16 protein-coding genes and 2 pseudogenes are annotated in these 18,262 nt (G+C 61.8%); 8 read left to right on the top strand and 10 right to left on the bottom strand.

The features are described from left to right. The first annotated feature begins 54 nt into the window (after positions 1–54). Genes dmpE through BLT78_RS06870 form a run of 5 tightly spaced genes read left to right on the top strand, consistent with a single transcriptional unit; the run spans position 55 to position 3,877 of the window. A complete protein-coding gene (gene dmpE, locus BLT78_RS06850) occupies positions 55–837 on the top strand; it encodes a 2-oxopent-4-enoate hydratase (RefSeq protein ID WP_090348260.1) in 783 nt (260 codons plus the stop codon). A gap of 14 nt (positions 838–851) precedes the next feature. Further along, positions 852–1,790, top strand: a complete 939-nt coding sequence (locus BLT78_RS06855) for an acetaldehyde dehydrogenase (acetylating) (protein WP_090348261.1) — start codon at positions 852–854, stop codon at positions 1,788–1,790. Positions 1,791–1,801: 11 nt separating this feature from the next. Further along, the gene (dmpG, locus tag BLT78_RS06860; RefSeq protein WP_090348262.1) at positions 1,802–2,836 is read left to right on the top strand and encodes a 4-hydroxy-2-oxovalerate aldolase; all 1,035 of its coding nucleotides are present in this window, start codon (positions 1,802–1,804) and stop codon (positions 2,834–2,836) included. Further along, the gene (dmpH, locus tag BLT78_RS06865) at positions 2,836–3,630 is read left to right on the top strand and encodes a 2-oxo-3-hexenedioate decarboxylase (protein WP_090348263.1); all 795 of its coding nucleotides are present in this window, start codon (positions 2,836–2,838) and stop codon (positions 3,628–3,630) included. Before dmpG (BLT78_RS06860) ends, dmpH begins: the two co-directional genes overlap by 1 nt. Before the next feature lie 10 nt (positions 3,631–3,640). Beyond that, entirely contained in the window at positions 3,641–3,877 is a 237-nt protein-coding gene (locus BLT78_RS06870) for a 4-oxalocrotonate tautomerase (protein WP_269458072.1), read from the top strand. Between the two features lie 45 nt (positions 3,878–3,922). On the opposite strand, the pseudogene BLT78_RS21805 reads toward BLT78_RS06870, so the two are convergent. Beyond that, positions 3,923–4,156, bottom strand: a pseudogene (locus BLT78_RS21805) (SOS response-associated peptidase family protein); the annotation flags it as partial. A gap of 137 nt (positions 4,157–4,293) precedes the next feature. On the opposite strand from BLT78_RS21805, the gene BLT78_RS06880 reads away from it, so the two are divergent. Beyond that, complete coding sequence (locus BLT78_RS06880) at positions 4,294–5,724, top strand: IS1182 family transposase (protein ID WP_090348265.1); 1,431 nt, start codon at positions 4,294–4,296, stop codon at positions 5,722–5,724. 241 nt (positions 5,725–5,965) lie between these two features. On the opposite strand, the gene BLT78_RS06885 is transcribed toward BLT78_RS06880, so the two are convergent. Then, the gene (locus BLT78_RS06885) at positions 5,966–9,775 is read right to left on the bottom strand and encodes an SIR2 family protein (protein ID WP_090348266.1); all 3,810 of its coding nucleotides are present in this window, start codon (positions 9,773–9,775) and stop codon (positions 5,966–5,968) included. A 278-nt stretch (positions 9,776–10,053) separates the two neighbouring features. Here BLT78_RS06885 and BLT78_RS06890 point away from each other — a divergent pair, with 278 nt between their 5' ends. Then, positions 10,054–11,424 (top strand): transposase, encoded by a 1,371-nt coding sequence (locus tag BLT78_RS06890; RefSeq protein WP_090348267.1) that lies wholly within the window; start codon positions 10,054–10,056, stop codon positions 11,422–11,424. A gap of 357 nt (positions 11,425–11,781) precedes the next feature. Next, complete coding sequence (locus BLT78_RS06895) at positions 11,782–12,054, top strand: HU family DNA-binding protein (RefSeq protein ID WP_090348268.1); 273 nt, start codon at positions 11,782–11,784, stop codon at positions 12,052–12,054. 113 nt (positions 12,055–12,167) lie between these two features. Here BLT78_RS06895 and BLT78_RS06900 read toward each other — a convergent pair whose 3' ends face one another. The 8 genes and pseudogenes from BLT78_RS06900 to BLT78_RS06930 all read right to left on the bottom strand — a co-directional run bounded on the left by BLT78_RS06900 (position 12,168) and on the right by BLT78_RS06930 (position 18,254). Then, positions 12,168–12,392 carry a 2-hydroxymuconate tautomerase gene (locus tag BLT78_RS06900; RefSeq protein ID WP_269458074.1) on the bottom strand — a complete coding sequence of 75 codons (225 nt, stop codon included), beginning with the start codon at positions 12,390–12,392 and terminating at the stop codon, positions 12,168–12,170. Positions 12,393–12,520: 128 nt separating this feature from the next. Further along, complete coding sequence (dmpG, locus tag BLT78_RS06905; RefSeq protein ID WP_090348270.1) at positions 12,521–13,561, bottom strand: 4-hydroxy-2-oxovalerate aldolase; 1,041 nt, start codon at positions 13,559–13,561, stop codon at positions 12,521–12,523. A gap of 11 nt (positions 13,562–13,572) precedes the next feature. After that, the gene (locus BLT78_RS06910; protein WP_090348271.1) at positions 13,573–14,496 is read right to left on the bottom strand and encodes an acetaldehyde dehydrogenase (acetylating); all 924 of its coding nucleotides are present in this window, start codon (positions 14,494–14,496) and stop codon (positions 13,573–13,575) included. A 271-nt stretch (positions 14,497–14,767) separates the two neighbouring features. Further along, positions 14,768–15,637, bottom strand: a complete 870-nt coding sequence (locus BLT78_RS06915) for an alpha/beta fold hydrolase (RefSeq protein WP_090348272.1) — start codon at positions 15,635–15,637, stop codon at positions 14,768–14,770. A 2-nt stretch (positions 15,638–15,639) separates the two neighbouring features. Then, a pseudogene (locus BLT78_RS21375) lies at positions 15,640–15,795 on the bottom strand (aldehyde dehydrogenase family protein); the annotation flags it as partial. An 80-nt stretch (positions 15,796–15,875) separates the two neighbouring features. After that, positions 15,876–16,799: a catechol 2,3-dioxygenase gene (locus BLT78_RS06920; RefSeq protein ID WP_090348273.1), complete on the bottom strand. Its 924-nt coding sequence runs from the start codon at positions 16,797–16,799 to the stop codon at positions 15,876–15,878. Positions 16,800–16,869: 70 nt separating this feature from the next. Beyond that, positions 16,870–17,184 carry a 2Fe-2S iron-sulfur cluster-binding protein gene (locus BLT78_RS06925; protein WP_090348274.1) on the bottom strand — a complete coding sequence of 105 codons (315 nt, stop codon included), beginning with the start codon at positions 17,182–17,184 and terminating at the stop codon, positions 16,870–16,872. Positions 17,185–17,192: 8 nt separating this feature from the next. Continuing rightward, positions 17,193–18,254, bottom strand: coding sequence for an NADH:ubiquinone reductase (Na(+)-transporting) subunit F (locus BLT78_RS06930; protein WP_090348275.1), 1,062 nt, complete (start codon positions 18,252–18,254; stop codon positions 17,193–17,195). Between the last annotated feature and the right edge of the window lie 8 nt (positions 18,255–18,262).

The following is an 18,262-nucleotide window of genomic DNA, read 5'->3' on the forward strand; positions in this document are numbered from 1 at the left end:
GCCCGTAATCCGGCGGCGTCCCCCGGGGGATGTCGCCCAACAGGAAGAATTTGCATGAACCAAGAATTGATCCAGCAGCTCGGCGACGAGCTCTACCAGGCCATGCTGAGCCGCAAAACCGTGGCGCCGCTGACCAGCCGCTACGACCTGTCGATCGACGATGCCTACCAGATTTCCCTGCGCATGCTCGAGCGCCGCCTGGCCGCCGGCGAGCGCATCATCGGCAAGAAGATCGGCCTGACCAGCAAGGCCGTGCAGACCATGCTCGGCGTCAACCAGCCGGACTTCGGCTACCTGACCGATGCCATGGTGTTCAGCAGCGGCGCGGTGATGCCGATCAGCGAGCGACTGATCCAGCCCAAGGCCGAGGGCGAGATCGCCTTCATCCTCAAGAAGGACCTGATGGGCCCCGGCATCACCAACGCCGACGTGCTGGCCGCCACCGAGTGCGTGATCCCCTGCTTCGAGGTGGTCGACTCGCGCATCCAGGACTGGAAGATCAAGATCCAGGACACCGTGGCCGACAACGCCTCCTGCGGCCTGTTCATCCTCGGCGACCAGGCCGTCTCGCCGCGCCAGGTCGACCTGGTCACCTGCGGCATGGTGGTGGAGAAGAACGGCCAGCAGATCAGCACCGGCGCCGGCGCCGCCGCGCTGGGCTCACCGGTCAACTGCGTGGCCTGGCTGGCCAACACCCTCGGCCACTTCGGCATCGGCCTGAAGGCCGGCGAAGTGATCCTCTCCGGCTCGCTGGTGCCGCTGGAGCCGGTCAAGGCCGGCGACTGCATGCGCGTCGACATCGGCGGCATCGGCAGCGCCAGCGTGCGCTTCGTCTGACCGGGAGCCTGAACATGAACAAGAAACTCAAAGTCGCCATCATCGGCTCCGGCAACATCGGCACCGACCTGATGATCAAGATCCTGCGCAACGGCAAGCACCTGGAAATGGGTGCCATGGTCGGCATCGACCCGGCCTCCGACGGGCTGGCCCGTGCCGAACGCATGGGCGTAGCCACCACCCATGAGGGCGTCGAAGGTCTGACCCGCATGGAGGTGTTCAAAGACATCGACTTCGTCTTCGACGCCACCAGCGCCGGCGCCCACGTCAAGAACGACGCCTTCCTGCGCTCGCTCAAGCCGAACATCCGCCTGATCGACCTGACTCCGGCGGCCATCGGCCCGTACTGCGTGCCGGTGGTCAACCTGGAAGAGCACCTGGATGCGCTGAACGTCAACATGGTCACCTGCGGCGGCCAGGCGACCATCCCGATGGTCGCCGCGGTATCGCGCGTGGCCAAGGTGCACTACGCCGAGATCGTCGCCTCGATCGCCAGCAAGTCGGCCGGCCCGGGCACCCGCGCCAATATCGACGAGTTCACCGAGACCACCACCCAGGCCATCGAGGTGATCGGCGGCGCCGCCAAGGGCAAGGCGATCATCGTCATGAACCCGGCCGAGCCGCCGCTGATCATGCGCGACACCGTGTTCGTGCTGTCCGAAGCGGTCGACCAGGCCAAGGTGGAAGCCTCGGTCGAGGAAATGGCCCAGGCCGTGCAGGCCTACGTGCCGGGCTATCGCCTCAAGCAGAAGGTGCAGTTCGACGTGATCCCCGAGGACAAGCCGCTGACCATCCCCGGCCATGGCCAGTTCTCCGGCCTGAAGACCTCGGTGTTCCTCGAAGTCGAAGGCGCCGCCCACTACCTGCCGGCCTATGCCGGCAACCTCGACATCATGACCTCCGCCGCGCTGGCTACCGCCGAGCGCATGGCGCTGTCGATGATCAACGGCTGAGGAGACGCGCGATGACCTTCAATCCCGGCAAGAAACTTTATATCTCCGACGTCACCCTGCGCGACGGCAGCCACGCCGTGCGCCACCAGTACTCGATCCAGAACGTGCAGGACATCGCCCGTGCCCTGGACGAGGCCAAGGTCGACGCCATCGAAGTCACCCACGGTGACGGCCTGCAGGGTTCCTCCTTCAACTACGGCTTCGGCGCCCACACCGACCTGGAGTGGATCGAGGCCGCCGCCGACGTGATCCAGCATGCGCGGATCACCGTGCTGCTGCTGCCCGGCATCGGCACCGTCCATGATCTGAAAGCCGCCTACGACGCCGGCGCCCGTTCGGTGCGCGTGGCCACCCACTGCACCGAAGCGGACGTGTCGAAGCAGCACATCGAGTACGCCCGTTCGCTCGGCATGGACACCGTCGGCTTCCTGATGATGAGCCACATGATCCCCGCCGAGCAGCTGGCCGCTCAGGGCAAGCTGATGGAGAGCTACGGCGCGCAGTGCATCTACATGGCCGACTCCGGCGGCGCGATGAACATGCAGGACATCCGCGATCGCATGCGCGCCTTCAAGGCGGTGCTGAATGCCGAGACCCAGACCGGCATGCACGCCCACCACAACCTGTCGCTCGGCGTGGCCAACTCGATCACCGCGGTGGAAGAGGGCTGCGATCGCATCGACGCCAGTCTCGCCGGTATGGGCGCCGGCGCCGGCAACGCGCCGCTGGAAGTGTTCATCGCCGCCGCCGAGCGCATGGGCTGGAACCACGGCACCGACCTCTATCGCCTGATGGACGCCGCCGACGACCTGGTGCGTCCGCTGCAGGACCGTCCGGTGCGCGTCGACCGCGAAACTCTCGGCCTCGGCTACGCCGGCGTGTATTCGAGCTTCCTGCGCCACGCCGAAGTGGCCGCCGAGAAGTACGGCCTGAAGACCCTAGATATCCTCGTCGAACTGGGCCGTCGGCGCATGGTCGGCGGCCAGGAAGACATGATCGTTGATGTGGCGCTGGACCTGCTGGCCGCCCGTAAGGAGCACAACTGATGAACCGTACCCTGACCCGCGAGCAAGTGCTGGCCCTCGCCGAGCACGTCGAAGGCGCCGAGCTGAATGTCCACGACATCAGCAAGGTGACCAACGACTACCCGCAGATGACCTTTGCCGACGCCTACGACATCCAGTGGGAAATCCGTCGCCGCAAGGAAGCGCGCGGCAACAAGACCGTCGGCCTGAAGATGGGCCTGACCTCCTGGGCGAAGATGGCGCAGATGGGCGTGGAAACGCCGATCTACGGCTTCCTGTCCGACTACTTCAGCGTGCCGGATGGCGGCACCATCGACTGCTCGAAGCTGATTCACCCGAAGATCGAGGCGGAAATCTCCGTGGTCACCAAGGCGCCGCTGCGTGGCCCAGGCTGCCACATCGGCGACGTGATCGCCGCCGTCGACTACGTGATCCCCACCGTGGAAGTGATCGACTCGCGCTACGAGAACTTCAAGTTCGACCTGATCAGCGTGGTGGCCGACAACGCCTCGTCGACCCGCTACATCACCGGCGGCCAGATGGCCAACCTCGAGGACGTCGACCTGCGCACCCTCGGCGTGGTGATGGAGAAGAACGGCGAAGTGGTGGAAGTCGGCGCCGGCGCCGCGGTGCTCGGCCATCCGCTGTCCAGCGTGGCCATGCTGGCCAACCTGCTGGCCGAGCGCGGCGAGCACATTCCGGCCGGCACCTTCATCATGACCGGCGGCATCACCGCCGCGGTGTCGGTGCAGCCGGGCGACAACGTCACCGTGCGCTATCAGGGTCTGGGCAGCGTTTCCGCCCGCTTCGTCTGAGTCACCCCTTTTGCCCCGGCCATCGGCCGGGGCCTTTTTAGCGAGGAACCTTCACATGCCGATTGCCCATGTCCACATCATGGAAGGCCGCAGCGACGAGCAAAAGGAAGCGATGATCCGCGAGGTCAGCGAAGCGCTGGCGCGCACCCTCGACTCGCCGCTCGACCGCGTGCGCGTACTGATCACCGAGGTACCCAAGAGCCACTGGGGCATCGCCGGCGAGCCGGCGAGCAAGGTGCGCCGTTAACTCCTGAATCTCCCGTCCGCTGCAAGGCAGGTGGCCGATGGCGGGGAAGAGCAGAAGCGCGCCACCGCGCAGACGAAAGTAGTACGGCTGCCTGTGCTTTGGGATAGCCGGGGCTGGCTTCCACTCATAGCAGCCATCCGCCGGCACCAACGCCCGGCCTGTCTTCCAAGCAGACCTCCAGAACGCTCCCGTCGCCACCACCTCCTCCCTAGCATTGATCGCTGGCGGGCGAGGGCCGGCCGCCGGCCAGAAAGTAACGATAACGGATTTTATCGTCACATTTTTCCTGAGGTCGCGAGAGCGCTGCGTCCAGTCGCTGAATCATGAGCAAGATGGCCTCTTTCGGCCCAGACTGTGTAAAAACGTTGGCATCGACCTTGCTGTGATTTGATGGATTCAAATCAGCGGGGACGCCAATGAAGCGTTTTATTCAGGGAGAGCACCGAGGCCAAAGCGTGCTGCTTCCCGAAAGCCTGGATGACTACGTGGCGGACACCAACCCGGTGCGGGTGGTCGATGTTTTCGTCGATGAACTCGACCTTGGCCAGTTGGGTTTCGACGGTGTCGTCCCGGCGGAAACCGGCAGGCCTGCCTACCATCCTGCCGACCTGCTGAAGATCTACATCTACGGCTACCTCAATCGCATCCAGTCCAGTCGCCGTCTTGAACGCGAGGCTCAGCGCAACGTTGAGTTGATGTGGCTGATCGGACGTTTGATGCCGGACTTCAAGACCATCGCTAACTTCCGCAAGGATAACGGCAAGGCAATCCGCGGCGTCTGTCGGCAGTTCGTGGTGCTGTGCCAGCAGCTTGGCCTGTTCTCGGAAGCGCTGGTGGCCATCGATGGCAGCAAGTTCAAGGCGGTCAACAACCGCGACCGCAACTTCACCAGCGCCAAGCTGCAGCGGCGAATGGAGGAGATCGAGTCCAGCATCAACCGCTACCTGACGGCACTGGATACCGCTGATCGCCAGGAACCTGCCGTGGCGCAGGTCAAAGCCGAACGCCTCCACGACAAGATCGCGACCTTGAAAACTAAGCTGCAGGAGCTCAAGGAAATCGAGGTTCGGCTCAACGAAACACCGGATAAACAGATCTCCCTGACCGATCCCGATGCCCGCTCAATGAAGACCCGGGGTAGCGGCGTGGTCGGCTACAACGTGCAGGCGGCGGTCGACACGACGCACCACTTGGTCGTGACCCACGAGGTCACGAACGATGGAGCTGATCGAGACCAGCTAAGTACCATGGCCAAGCAGGCGCGAGAGGCCATGGGCGTCAAGAAACTCTCGGCGGTCGCCGACAGAGGGTATTTCAAAGGTGAAGAAATCCTGGCGTGCCATGAGGCTGGAATCACCGTTTTCGTGCCCAAGGCGCTGACCTCGGGAGCTACAGCGGCGGGTCGCTTCGGCAAAGGTGATTTCATCTATGACGCAGCAAAGAACGAGTACCGATGCCCTGCTGGACAAAGCCTGATCTGGCGATACTCAAGCGTCGAGAAAGGGCTGAAGCTGCACCGTTACTGGAGCTCGCACTGCCAAGGTTGTGCGTTGAAAGAGCACTGTACGCCTAGCTCAGAGCGCCGAGTGAGCCGCTGGGAGCATGAGGCAGTGCTCGAGGCGATGCAGAGTCGCCTGGATCAAGCGCCCGAGATGATGCGGATCCGCCGTCAGACGGTCGAGCACCCGTTCGGCACGCTGAAGTCTTGGATGGGTGCCACCCATTTCCTCACCAGGACGCTCGAACGGGTGAGTACCGAGATGAGCCTGCATGTGCTCGCCTACAATCTCAAACGTGTGTTGCGCTTGCTGGGCAGCGATGCCTTGATGGCACCGATGAAGGCCTGAGGCCTGTTTTGCGACTCTTGCCGCCCTCCAGCAGGCGCGCCGAAGCCGAAAGTGCCATAACAACCAAAATCACCGAATGCGCCTGATTGGGCCTCCGAGGGCCTCCTGGGCACTGAGAAAATCCCCGGAAGTTGATGGCCATCGCTTGCTGCGTTTTTACACGGTCTGGGCCAAGAGCGGTCATCGAGTGCGTATGAAACCCGGGGCGATTCACAGGGTTGTCGGTCATGAAGACCGATATCTAGCTTCGCTCAACGAGATCGATAAGGCGCAAATAACGTGGATCTGATGTCAGGTCAGGTTCGGTTTCCGCAATCAGTGCTAGCACCTTAGGTAACTCGTACGGCGGACGGGTGAGGACCTGAGGTGTAGCTCTGTTCATCAAATCCAGCGTCGCTTCAGGGAATTGAGCGGTTATCGGCTTTTCATCACTGATCTCTCGGGTGAACCGGTAGAACGGATGGTCATTTGTCTCCACTGGCACCAAGAACTTCTTCACCGCTTCGTAGACGGCCGGGAAGCTATCGCCGGTGTCATCAAGCAGGCCGATCCACGCCCTCATCGATGCAGAGGTCCTGTATCGGCGTTCTCTCGGCCAGTCCTCGTTGATTAAGGGGATGACGTGTTTGGCCCAGCCGCTCTCGTTTTTCTGTCCAACCTGGCCCAACCAGGAAATGAACCGGTTCCGAGTATCGTCAGACATCGCTCGAAAGATCGAGCGCATTTCGCCTCGTGAAAGGCCGCTCGGTTCATTCGGGTGAAACATCCGCAAGAAGCCTAGCCATTGGGCGGCTACCGCTGAGAGGTTGCGATCCCAAGAAAATCCTTCGACCCACGGGAAGAGGTCCAGCAGGAGCGGTTTGATGATCTCTGTCAACGGCTGTGAAGGCACTTGCTCGCTATGAAGAAACCCGTTCCATGCTGGTTCCGAAGCTGGATGCTCGAACGCCAACATTGGAGTAAGGCGTTTCTGAGTCCAGCCGGGATCTACAAACATGAGCCAGTTCAGATTTCTGCTCGCTATCGACACGGCATGATCCGAACCCTCACCTGGTGCCGCAAAGAGGCGTTCGACACGAGACTTGATGTGCTCTGGGATTAGTGAATAGGCCTCCTGTTTCTCTCCGGGCACTGCATGAAAAAGGGCGTCAGCACACATTCCGATTGGGCCGTTGATCGCATGGGAAAATGTGCGCCGGGACCGTTGAATGACTTTTCCACCTTGGCGGACTTCGCCTAGACCGCTTTTAGCTGCCTCTACTCCTCCGCTCAGGATGCCATCTACGATGTAATCGTAGACTGCCAAGCCGAGATCATAATCAAACTCAAGGAACGCAACCAAGTTCTGTCTGAGCCATCTGCCAAAGGTATGGCCAAGTTTGGCGATAACCACATGTGGAAGTCGCGCTACTCGGTTCAGGAATACCCGTCTCAGCCTAGGCGTGATGTCTGCGGGAAGTTCATTGATCATGGACGACCAGAACGCCTCAGGGTAGTCTCCCGCCCTTCCTGCAATCGTCAGCGCAGACAACGCCTTTCGCGGATTGGCTTTCACCAAACCAGTGAAGGGCCGCTTCTCGGTGAAGCTGCCGAATTCGCGCTTAAGATCTCCTTTCGCCTTGGAGATTACCTCATTCACAGGGAGATCCATAAGCTCGTCGGGCGTCTCGTCCGTACCGACCCAGCCCCCTTGTGAGCCCCCTTTGCTCACCGCCGCGACCGCCAAACCGTCGCTCCATCCAGGAATGCCTCTGATCATCTCAGCAAGCTTTTCACTGCGATCTGCCGTCAGCTCACAACCCTGTAGTTCGAGATACCGAGCGTATCTGGCGGCGAACTTATCCCGCAACCAATGAAACTCCTCGTCAGGCCAGTGGGAAAGCTGATCGGGGCCCGTCAAGATGCGGTCGGCGAGTTGATTCCGGCTCTCCTGAGAGAACTCCCTCCATCGGTCCACCAATAGGAAAAGAAGCTCTCGGACCACGTCGACGCTCCAGAATGTCTCCTGATCTAAAGACAAAACTTCTTTGGCTACATGGTCGGCCTCGAAGGCATCTACTTTGCTGTACGCATACAGCTTGAGTTTCCGGAAGAAGAAACGTTCTGTCGCAGGCCAGGTCATTGCGTGTGCATTCGCAAGTTCTGGCCACTTGGCAGCCATTCGGTCAAAAAGTTGGACGAACCAAGTCACGATCTCCCCGGGGTTCGAGATGTGTTCTCTGCCATCGACCTCGCGGTCGGGATAGCAGGTCGGTTTCTGGAAGTAGACAGCCTCGATATCCTCCAGGAGCCCTGAGGCTACGTTTAGCTGTTCCTCTAGGATGCCAAATACGTATTGCAACTGATCGTCGGGGACATCTAAATCTTCGTTGTGTCGTTCAAGGATCATGACTTCGAACTGGCCTAGCTCGCCGAGATAAATTTTCTCCCAGGGTACGCACGGCGGCCTGGATTGCCCCAAGCCATACGGTAGTTTGATCTCCAATCTCGGCGTTGCAACCCTCCGGAACTCTCGTAGGACACTAGCCGTCCAACCCTCTGCATTGATCCGGCTCTTCAAGTCGAACCAGTCGCCATTCCACTGACGATTGCGAGGGTCTCGATGATATTCGAGGATCAAGTTCCAGATATGACGGGCACGCTCATGGAGAGTCTTCGAATGCTCCATTTGCCACTCGATTTGTTGTAGCAGTCGCGGATGCAGTCCGTTCTGCCGAATGGCCCACCAGGCCAGCACGGGGCTGTCGATGGACTTGCTAGCCCAAGTAGTGAGATGCCAGAGCCTTTTCGGAAGCGCCTCGAAGCCGACGGCTTGTTGTCCACCCAACCGATGAAACTCATGTGGATTATCGTCTTCATCGCGCCAGACAAGGAGATTTTCATTGCTGACACCCTGCCTGCGATCATCCTCAGAGATATCCACCATATCGTCATCGAGTCCATAAGCGGCCCCGGGATCGAAGACCTCTGCATCGTCGCCATAACCGCGGCTTTCTTTGGCTGACCGGACATTCGCGTCCATGACACACACCCATTCCGGATGAGGTGCCGGATCAGCCTCCGAGAACAATCTCGCCCCCTGCACTGTACGAAGGACATGAGCAACTTGGCCACGCTCATGAGGGGCCAGATCTTTCGGGTCCTGCTGGCTTTTAGCGATTATGGATGCACGCCACCTGCGCGGATCATCGGCCCGATCTGCCCAAGCCTCCATGCTCCTCCATAATTCCGGATGATCGGAATAGGCTATGGCTGTGACACCTCGGTCACGCCACTTGGCTTCAATCTCCTCAGGAAGCCCACGGTCAAAGGCATAAAGTCTAGACCGGTCATACTGGCCGTCATGGTTAAGGCCCTGAAGAAGATATTTGACTGGTGGGTCTTCTGCCTTATAGCCGACTAAAACGACGGTATATCGTTCGAGCAGATGCCTGATGAAGTTGGTGGCCCATCCTTCTGAGAGGTAGGCACGTCCGAAGTCCGCGCTGCTCAGCACGTAGGGATGACTTTCAGAGGCTACTTCTACCAGCCGCCCGTGTAGATACGTGACCCCCTCTATCTTCGATCCGAAGTTCAGGTCGGGGAAAGCAGGCGGCACGTGCCGGACCAGCTTCTTTTCCTCCTGCCCTACCTCGAACAATCGGTCGAAGTTCGTCGTGACAATCTGCGGCACGCCGCTCTGGCTCGAAGAAATCCGCTTGATCAGACCGTGCTCACGTCCAAAATCTTTAATTTTCAGGGGAGCGCTCAGCCGCTCTGTGACCAGAGCGTTAACTTCATCCTTGCCATATTCGAGGTGGAGGAGGTTGAAGATTTGGTCGAGTGGGACATTCGCTGCAGATTGATCGTCCAGCCATGGCAGAAACGCAGCCATGATTTCTGAATCGGCTGGCGGGTCAAAGAAGTCTATGACGTACTGAGTGAGGCCGACAAAGGTCGGCATTCCAGATGGCAACGAAACTCCGGCTCCGCACAGAAACACGACGCGACCAGCATCACAGCGCTCCAGGAGGATATCCGGTATGGAGGGACCATCGGGATGGAATCTCATGCAAGTAGCTCTCGTCCATGGCCATTATCTGACCCCGAAGTGTATCAGCAAGCACAAATTGGACTTGAGCACTCTACTCACTGAGGCTGGTCGCTGGTGGCTTGCTCGAGACGTCGTAGGTGACGCGGGGCGAGTCGCCAGCGGGCGGCTCAGACGTGGCTGACGGTCGTGCGGGGATATTGGCGAGAGGCAGTTATGGGTCGATTCTGTTGAAAAAGTAGCTGTTTCCCTATGCCGTCGGCAGAATTGCTCTGTCAGCGAGCGCGGGGGCGAACAGCATGATGGGACAGTTACCGGGAGGGCAGCAGCGTCTGTTCTACTCGTTCAATCTGGAAGATCACGTCCCGGCCCAACACCTCCTGCGCAGCATCGACCAGTGCCTGGATCTCAGTGACCTGCGCGCCTACCTGGCGGATTTCTATAGCCCCATCGGGCGCCCCTCGATTGACCCGGAATTGATGGTGCGCATGCTGGTCGTCGGCTACTGCTATGGCATCCGTTCCGAGCGGCGATTGTGCGAAGAGGTGCATCTAAATCTGGCCTATCGCTGGTTCTGCCGGCTGGGCCTGGAAGACGAAGTACCCAATCACTCGACCTTCTCAAAGAATCGCCACGGCCGTTTCCGTGACAGCGACTTGTTCCGCTGGTTGTTCAATGAGGTGCTGCGACGCTGCATGGCGGCCGGCCTGGTCAAGGGTGAAGGTTTCGCCGTCGACGCCAGCATCATCAAGGCGGATGCCAGCCGGCAACGTGGGGTGGCGGGAGATGAAGTCGATTGGCGTGATCCAGCGCTCAGCAACCGCGCCGTGCGCGAGTACCTCGAAGCCCTTGATGAAGAGGCGCTGGCTGAAGCTCTTCCCAAGAAAATTTCGCTCACCGATCCGCAGTCCCGTTGGACAGCAGCGCCAGGCGGCCCGGCTTACTTTGCCTACTCCACGAATTACCTGATCGACACTGAGCACGGAGTGATCATGGATGTGGAAGCTACCCCGGCGCACCGTACCGCCGAAGTTGATTCGACCAGGACGATGGTCGAGCGTGTAGAGGCGCAGTTCGAGCTCACGCCAGAGCGCCTCATTGGCGATACCGCTTATGGCACTGCCCCGATGCTGGCCTGGATGGTCGAAGAGAAGGGCATCGAGCCGCACGTGCCGGTGTGGGACAAGACCGAGCGCAAGGACGACAGCCTCTCCAGTAACGACTTCCACTGGAATCAGGAGGCCAATGAATACCGCTGCCCAGCCGGCAAACCGCTACGCAGTGAGTGGCGCGCCTTCACCCAGAAAAGGTCGCGGGTGACCAAGGCCAACACCATCATCTACCGCTCCAGCCAAACCGACTGCGCCACATGTCCGCTGAAAGCGAAGTGCTGCCCCAACACACCGAACCGGAAGATGGTCCGCAGCATCCATGAGGCTGCCCGCGACGTAGCTCGACGCATCGCCAAGACACCGGAATACCTCGTCTCTCGCTGCGAACGGAAGAAGGTGGAAATGCTTTTCGCCCACCTCAAACGGATAATGAAACTCGACCGTTTACGACTGCGTGGCCTGACGGGTGCGACTGACGAATTCACCTTGGCCGCGACCGTGCAAAACCTGCGACGCATGGCCAAGCTCCTGCCTCACGGACCACCGATCACGGGATAGGTACGCCTGCGGCGAGCAGAAACCCTCGAATTAACCCTCAAACCTGAGCAAGGACGCTCAGTGAAACGCCGAAAGGCAACTTGAAGTGGCTTACAGCCACTTCGACAGCAGGCACACCTGGCCGGCTGGCTGCCGATGAAGCTACTTTTTCAACAGAATCGGCCGGTTGCAGCCGTCCGTGACCGGTAGCCTTCGACCCAAAGCGCTGTCACTGTTGTCGCTTGAAAGGGGGCTAAGCCGTCCCGTGCCGGCTGGCACCCAGGAGGCTGCGCCTGAGCCAGCTTCCGGAAGCTGATCAGGTCTGTGGCTACCCTCGCTGGTTATACTCGTGGTCCACACTTCAATCTGGACCGAAGCATGAACAAATCCGAACTGATCGCCGCCATCGCGGCATCCGCTGACCTGCCGAAGACCACGGCGACCGCTGCCTTGGACGCGTTCATGGCCGCGATCACCGGCGCCCTGCAGCAGGGCGAGAGCGTCACCCTAGTAGGCTTCGGCACCTTCGAGGTGAAGCGGCGGGCCGCACGTGAAGGCCGAAACCCCCAGACCGGGGCGACAGTGCAGATCGCCGCCGCCAAGGTGCCGGGCTTCAAGCCGGGCAAGGGCCTGAAAGGCGCCCTTAACTGATCGAAGCGGGGCGATTCTCTCGGACGACATCACGAGCACCTGATCAGAGGTACCCCTAAATGTGTAGCGCCTGGCAGGCACCACTGCGTCAGGCGCCGTCAACGAGTTCGCGGCTAGCGGCGCGTCGAGCTGGCCAGCTCACCGCCAATGCCGAAGTGCCCCTTCGGCATCTCGTTGATCATCACACGCACATTGGTGATAGGAGCACCCAGTGAGCGCGAGATTGCTTCGCTGACTTCACGGATCATCGTTTCCTTTTGCTCCCCGCTGCGGCCTTCGAGGATATGGATCTGGACAATCGGCATGTAATGATTCCTCGGTAAGAAAGCCCCGGCCAGAGGCAGGGGCGAAAGGGGCGCTCAGACGAGGCGGGTGGTTAAGCTGCTGGTCATGATGACGGTACCGGTCGGGTGGTGCTCACCGTGTTCGGCCAGGGCCAGCACCTGTTCGCTGGTCAGGGTACGGTTCATGCAGTCACCTTCTGGGTCTGGCGGGCCTTGGCCATGTCGAGGGCCAGGTCTTCGATCATGTCCTCCTGACCACCGACGGTACCGCGGCGGCCGAGTTCTACGAGGATGTCGCGGGCCGGCACGCCGTACTTCTTCTCGGCGCGCTGGGCGAACAGCAGGAACGAGCTGTACACGCCGGCGTAGCCCAGGGTCAGGGCATCGCGGTCGACGCGGATCGGCTGGTCCATCAGCGGCACCACCAGGTCCTCGGCAACGTCCATGATCTTGTACAGGTCGATGCCGGTTTCGGCGCCCATGCGCGCCAGTACGGCGCACAGCACTTCCAGCGGGGTGTTGCCGGCGCCGGCGCCGAGGCCTGCCACCGAGCCGTCGATGCGCACCGCACCGGCCTCGATGGCGGCCAGCGAGTTGGCGATGGCCATGCCCATGTTGTGGTGGCCGTGGAAGCCGACCTGGGTGGCCGGGTTCAGTTCGGCGCGCAGCAGGCCGATCTTCTCGCTGACTTCGTCGGGCAGCATGTAGCCGGCCGAGTCGGTGCAGTAGATGCAGTTGGCACCGTAGCTTTCCATCAGGCGGGCCTGCTCGAGGATCTTCTCGGCGCTGGCCATGTGGCCCATCATCAGGAAGCCGAAGGTGTCGACGCCCATCTTGGCGGCCATGCCGATGTGTTGCTCGGAGACGTCGGCCTCGGTGCAGTGGGTGGCGACGCGGATGGTCGACACGCCGCAGTCCACCGCCATCTTCAGGTGGTCGACGGTGCCGATGCCCGGCAGCAGCAGGGCGGAGACCTTGGCCTGCTTGAGCTGCGGGATCACCGCGCTCAGGTATTCCTCGTCGCTGTGCGCCGGGAAGCCGTAGTTGATCGAGCGACCGCCGAGGCCGTCGCCGTGGGTGATCTCGATCAGCGGCATGCCGGCGGCGTCGAGGCCCTTGGCCACGGCAACCATCTGCTCGAGGCTGATCTGGTGGCGCTTGGCGTGCATGCCGTCGCGCAGGCTCATGTCGTGCAGGGTGACTTGCTTGCCTTGCAGATTCATCGTGTCTCTCCTCAGGCCAGGGCTGCTTCGCGGCGCGGCAGGGCGATGGTGCCGGCGGCGATTTCCTCGGCGAACATCTCGGCGGTGCGCAGACCGGCGGCGGTCATGATGTCCAGGTTGCCGGCGTACTTGGGCAGGTAGTCGCCCAGGCCCTCGACCTCCATGAAGATCGACACGCGGTTGCCGTCGAACACCGGGCCGTTCTTCAGGCGGTAGCCCGGCACGTACTTCTGCACCTCGGCGAGCATGGCGTGCACCGACGCGGTGATGGCGTCGCGGTCCGGCTCGCTCTCGGTCAGGCAGTGGATGGTGTCGCGCATCATCAGCGGCGGCTCGGCCGGGTTGATGACGATGATCGCCTTGCCTTCCTTGGCGCCGCCGACCTTCTCGATGGCGCCGGCGGTGGTGCGGGTGAACTCGTCGATGTTCTTGCGGGTGCCCGGGCCGACCGAACGCGACGACACGGTGGCGACGATCTCGCCGTAGATCACCGGCTGCACGCGCGATACCGCGGCGACCATCGGGATGGTGGCCTGGCCGCCGCAGGTGACCATGTTGACGTTCATTTCCAGCTTGCCGACGTGTTCCTTGAGGTTCACCGGCGGCACGCAGAACGGGCCGATGGCGGCCGGGGTCAGGTCGATCATCAGCACGCCCAGCTCGTTGAGCTTGCGGCTGTTCTCGGCGTGGGCGTAGGCCGAGGTGGCGTCGAAGGCGACGCGGATGTCGTCGTCGATAACGTGCGGCAGCAGGCCGTCGACGCCCTCGGCGGTGGTCTTCAGGCCGAATTCGCGGGCGCGCTTGAGGCCGTCGGACTCGGGGTCGATGCCGACCATCCATACCGGCTCGATCCACTCCGAGCGCAGCATCTTCATCACCAGGTCGGTGCCGATGTTGCCCGGGCCGATGATCGCCGCTTTCAGTTTCTTGCTCATGGGAATGTTCCCTTTATTGTTCTGGTCAGACGAAGCGCACGCTGGCGCTGCCGATGTCGACGCGCTGAAGTCGCCGGCACCAGCGGCACCAGGGAGCCGAAGTGGCCGGGGGTGTGCTCGCCGGACGCCATGCGGCGCTCGAGCATGTGCAGGGAGATCTGTTATGCGTCGTAGATGGACAGATCAAAACGGCTGGTCAACGGCTCCATGGCTTCGCGGTTCAGCATGGCGAGGTAGAGCTCATCACCGAGCCGCTGGATCAGCTCCTGGTTCATGCGCGGTTATGCTGTTGAGCAGCAGCAGCCGCGTCGGCCTCGGCGAGGAAGTCCTCGACCAGACGCGCGAAACGGCCGGCATGTTCAATCTGGGTCCAGTGACCGCACTGGCCGAAGACGTGTAGCTGGCTGCGTGGCAGCCACTGGGCGAGGGTCAGCGAAGCTTCCAGCGGGATAATGCGGTCCTCGCGGCCGTGGATAACCAGGGCCTCGTGGGGCAGGGCGCGGATGTCGGCCTCGTCGCTGGCCAGGTCGTCAACGCCTTTCTGGCGCGGCGCCGGGAACATGGCAGCGAACGACTCCTGGAAGCCCGGACGGATGCTGGCCTGGTAGCGCAGCTCGGCCAGCTCATCGTTGACCAGGTTGCGGTCGTAGGCGAACAGGTCGAGCAGCTCGCGCATGTTGGCCAGCGACGGGGTGTATCCCCAGGCGGTGTCCAGGCCCGCGGTGATCGGGAAGGACACACCGACGCTGCCCATCAGCACCAGCCGGCGCACGCGCTCGGGATGGCGGATGGCCAGCGCCAGCGCCAGGCCGCCGCCAAACGAGTTGCCGACGATGTCGGCCTGGGCGATACCGAGGGCGTCGAGCACGCCGATGGCATGTTCTACCCAGCGCTGCTGGCTGTACTGCGCATCGGCCGGACGCTCGCTGTAGCCGAAACCGAGCATGTCCGGGGCGATTACCCGACGGTGCTGCGCCAGCAGCGGGATGATCCCGCGCCAGTTGGCCCAGGCGGTCACGCCGGGGCCCGAGCCGTGGATGAGCAGGACCGGCGCACCTTCGCCTTGGTCATGCAGGTTGGTGCGGTAGCCGGCGGCAACGATCTCGCGGCCGATTTCCGGGCTTGTTACGAGTTGGGTCATGACTACCTCAGAGTTTTGACGCAGATGTTCTTCAGCTCGGTGTAGAGCGCCAGCGAGTGCACCCCGCCTTCGCGGCCGATGCCCGACCTCTTGGCGCCGCCGAAGGCGGTGCGCAGGTCGCGCATGAACCAGCTGGTGCCCCAGACTATGCTGACCTCGAGCTGCCCGAGCTGACGTATTCGCTGTTGATGAAGTGCTTGATCTCTTTTATGAGCACACTCTCGTTAGACCGTGGCAGTCAGGTCAAAACGGTGAGGAAGCGCTCGTTGAGCTGGCGGTCGTGGTAGAAGATCGCCTTGCCCAGTTGGTCAGTGGTCCAGGTCACCGGTGGGTGATCCGAGTAGTGGTAGTCACCGCCGCAGAACACCTCGTTACGGTTGCCGGACGGGTCGAAGAAGTAGATGGTCTTGCCGTGTGTCAGGCCGTGACGGGTTGGGCCGATGTCGATGGAGGTATCTGTCATCGAGATCAAGTCGGCGGCGCGCAGCACGCCGTCCCACGTCTCCAAGAAGAACGAGACATGGTGCAGCTTGCCCTTCTCAGCGTGCTGGATGAACGCCACGTCATGAGCCTTCATGCTGCAAGTGAAAAACTGGGCGATGCGGTTGCCGTGCGGGTCTACCACCTGCTCGGCCAGATCGAAGCCGAGCACCTCGGTGAACAGGCGCAGGGTTTCCGGCAGCTCGTCGCCATACATGAGCGCATGATCGAAGCGCATCGCCCGCATGCCCTTGAGGCCACGCGGCCAGGCTTCCGGGTTGATCTCGGCGAGCCCCCACTTGCCAGTCTGCTCCTTCTCGGCGAACAGCTCGAAGCGGTGGCCGGACGGTGCGCTGAAGCGGATACGGCGGCCACAGCCCTTCAGCTCACCGGCAGGGATACTCTCCACCGGGCAGCCGAATGCCACGAGATCCTCGGTCAACTGCCCGAGGGCGGCTTCGTTGATAACCTTGAAACCCATGAAGTCCATGCCGGCCTCATCGGCTTCGCGCAGTACCAGCGAGAATTTGTCGACCTCGCTCCACGCCTTGAGGTAGACGCGGCCGCTCTCGTCGCGGTCGACCTCGATCAGGCCCAGAAGCTCGACGTAGTGTTCCAAGGCCTTGGCCATGTCCAGTACGCGCACTTGGATGTGGCCGGGGCGCATTACACCTTTGTTCATCTCGACACCTCTGTTGTCTTTTTTGTTGGGTCTAAAACATCATGGATCCGACTTCGGATCCTGGACTTTGCTAGCCCGGATTGCTCCCGGAAACGACTGTTTCCGGATGGCGCTCTATAGCCAGGTCGCTACGTGGGTAGAGTCGGCAGGCCAGCACCCGGCCCTGCGCGCGGATTTCTGGCGGTACGTGTCGAGCGCTCATGCGGCCGCAGTCGAACTCACCGCGGACCACCCGCACCAGGCACAACCCACATCCGCCGCCGCGGCAACCGACCGGCACGCAGTGATGGTGCTGCTGCTCCATGGCCGCCAGCACCGACTGCTCTGTATCGCACTCGAAATGGCTACCGCTGCATACTTCGGTGACATGAAAGGACTGTCCCATGGCTCACCTCAGATGCGCTTGAACAGCGCGGAACGGGTGCTATCGGCATTGCCGTCGGCGGCAGTGAAGAAACGCTCCATGAAGATGTCGCGCTCGAATAGCCTGCCCTGCATCAACGTGGTAATGGCTGCGTCGATCATCGGCGGCGGGCCGCACAGGTAGGCCTTGTGTCCGCTGAAGCGGCCGTCGAAATGCGCCTTGGCAGCGTCGTGGACAAAGCCCTTGAAGCCCTTCCAGTTGTCGTCCTCGGCCGCCTGGTTGAGCGCTGGCACATAGGTGAAATTGGCGTGTTCGGCGGCCAGGTGCTCGAACAGCTCGTGGTTGTACAGCTCAGCGACATTGCGCGCGCCCTGGAACAGAGTGATCTGACGGGTGTCGCCGCGTGCCAGCAGGTCGAGGATCATCGACTGCGGGCTGGATAGCCCTGAACCGCCGGCGATGAAGATCAGGTCGCCGGCCTGAGAGTCGCGCACGAAGAACTGGCCGTAGGGGCCGGACAGCTTCGCCGTGTCACCCACCTTGAGCTGCTGGTGGATGAAGCTGGTGGCCGCGCCGCCCTCAATCAGACGGATGTGCAGCTCCACCTCGTCGGCCTTGCTCGGCGGATTGGCCAGCGAGAAGGCGCGGCTGCCATCGATACCGGGCAGCTCGAGGTTGACGTACTGGCCGGCCTGGAAGGCCATCGGCCGGTCGAGCTTTAGGTGCAGCCCCTTGATGGTCGGAGACAAGTCGACGATGGCACTGACCGTGGCCGTGAAGTCGTCCACCGGGTGACCGGCGAAGTCCGGATCTACATCAATTTCAGCCTCGATGGTCACGTCACTCTGCACGGTGGCGCAGCACGCCAGCACCTTGCCCTCGTCGCGCTCGACGTCCATCAGGGCGAAGGGCGAGGCAGCGCCGATCTCGACCTCGCCGTCGAGTACCTGGACCTTGCAGGTGGCACAGGTGCCATGGCCACAGGCGAAGGGCAGCCAGACGCCCTGGCGCAGGGCGGCCTGCAAGATGGTCTGGCCGTCCTCGACCGCGATCACGTCGCCGGTCGGTTCGATGGTGACTTGGTAGCTCATGGCAAAAC

Source organism: Pseudomonas oryzae, assembly GCF_900104805.1.
GTDB lineage: Bacteria > Pseudomonadota > Gammaproteobacteria > Pseudomonadales > Pseudomonadaceae > Geopseudomonas > Geopseudomonas oryzae.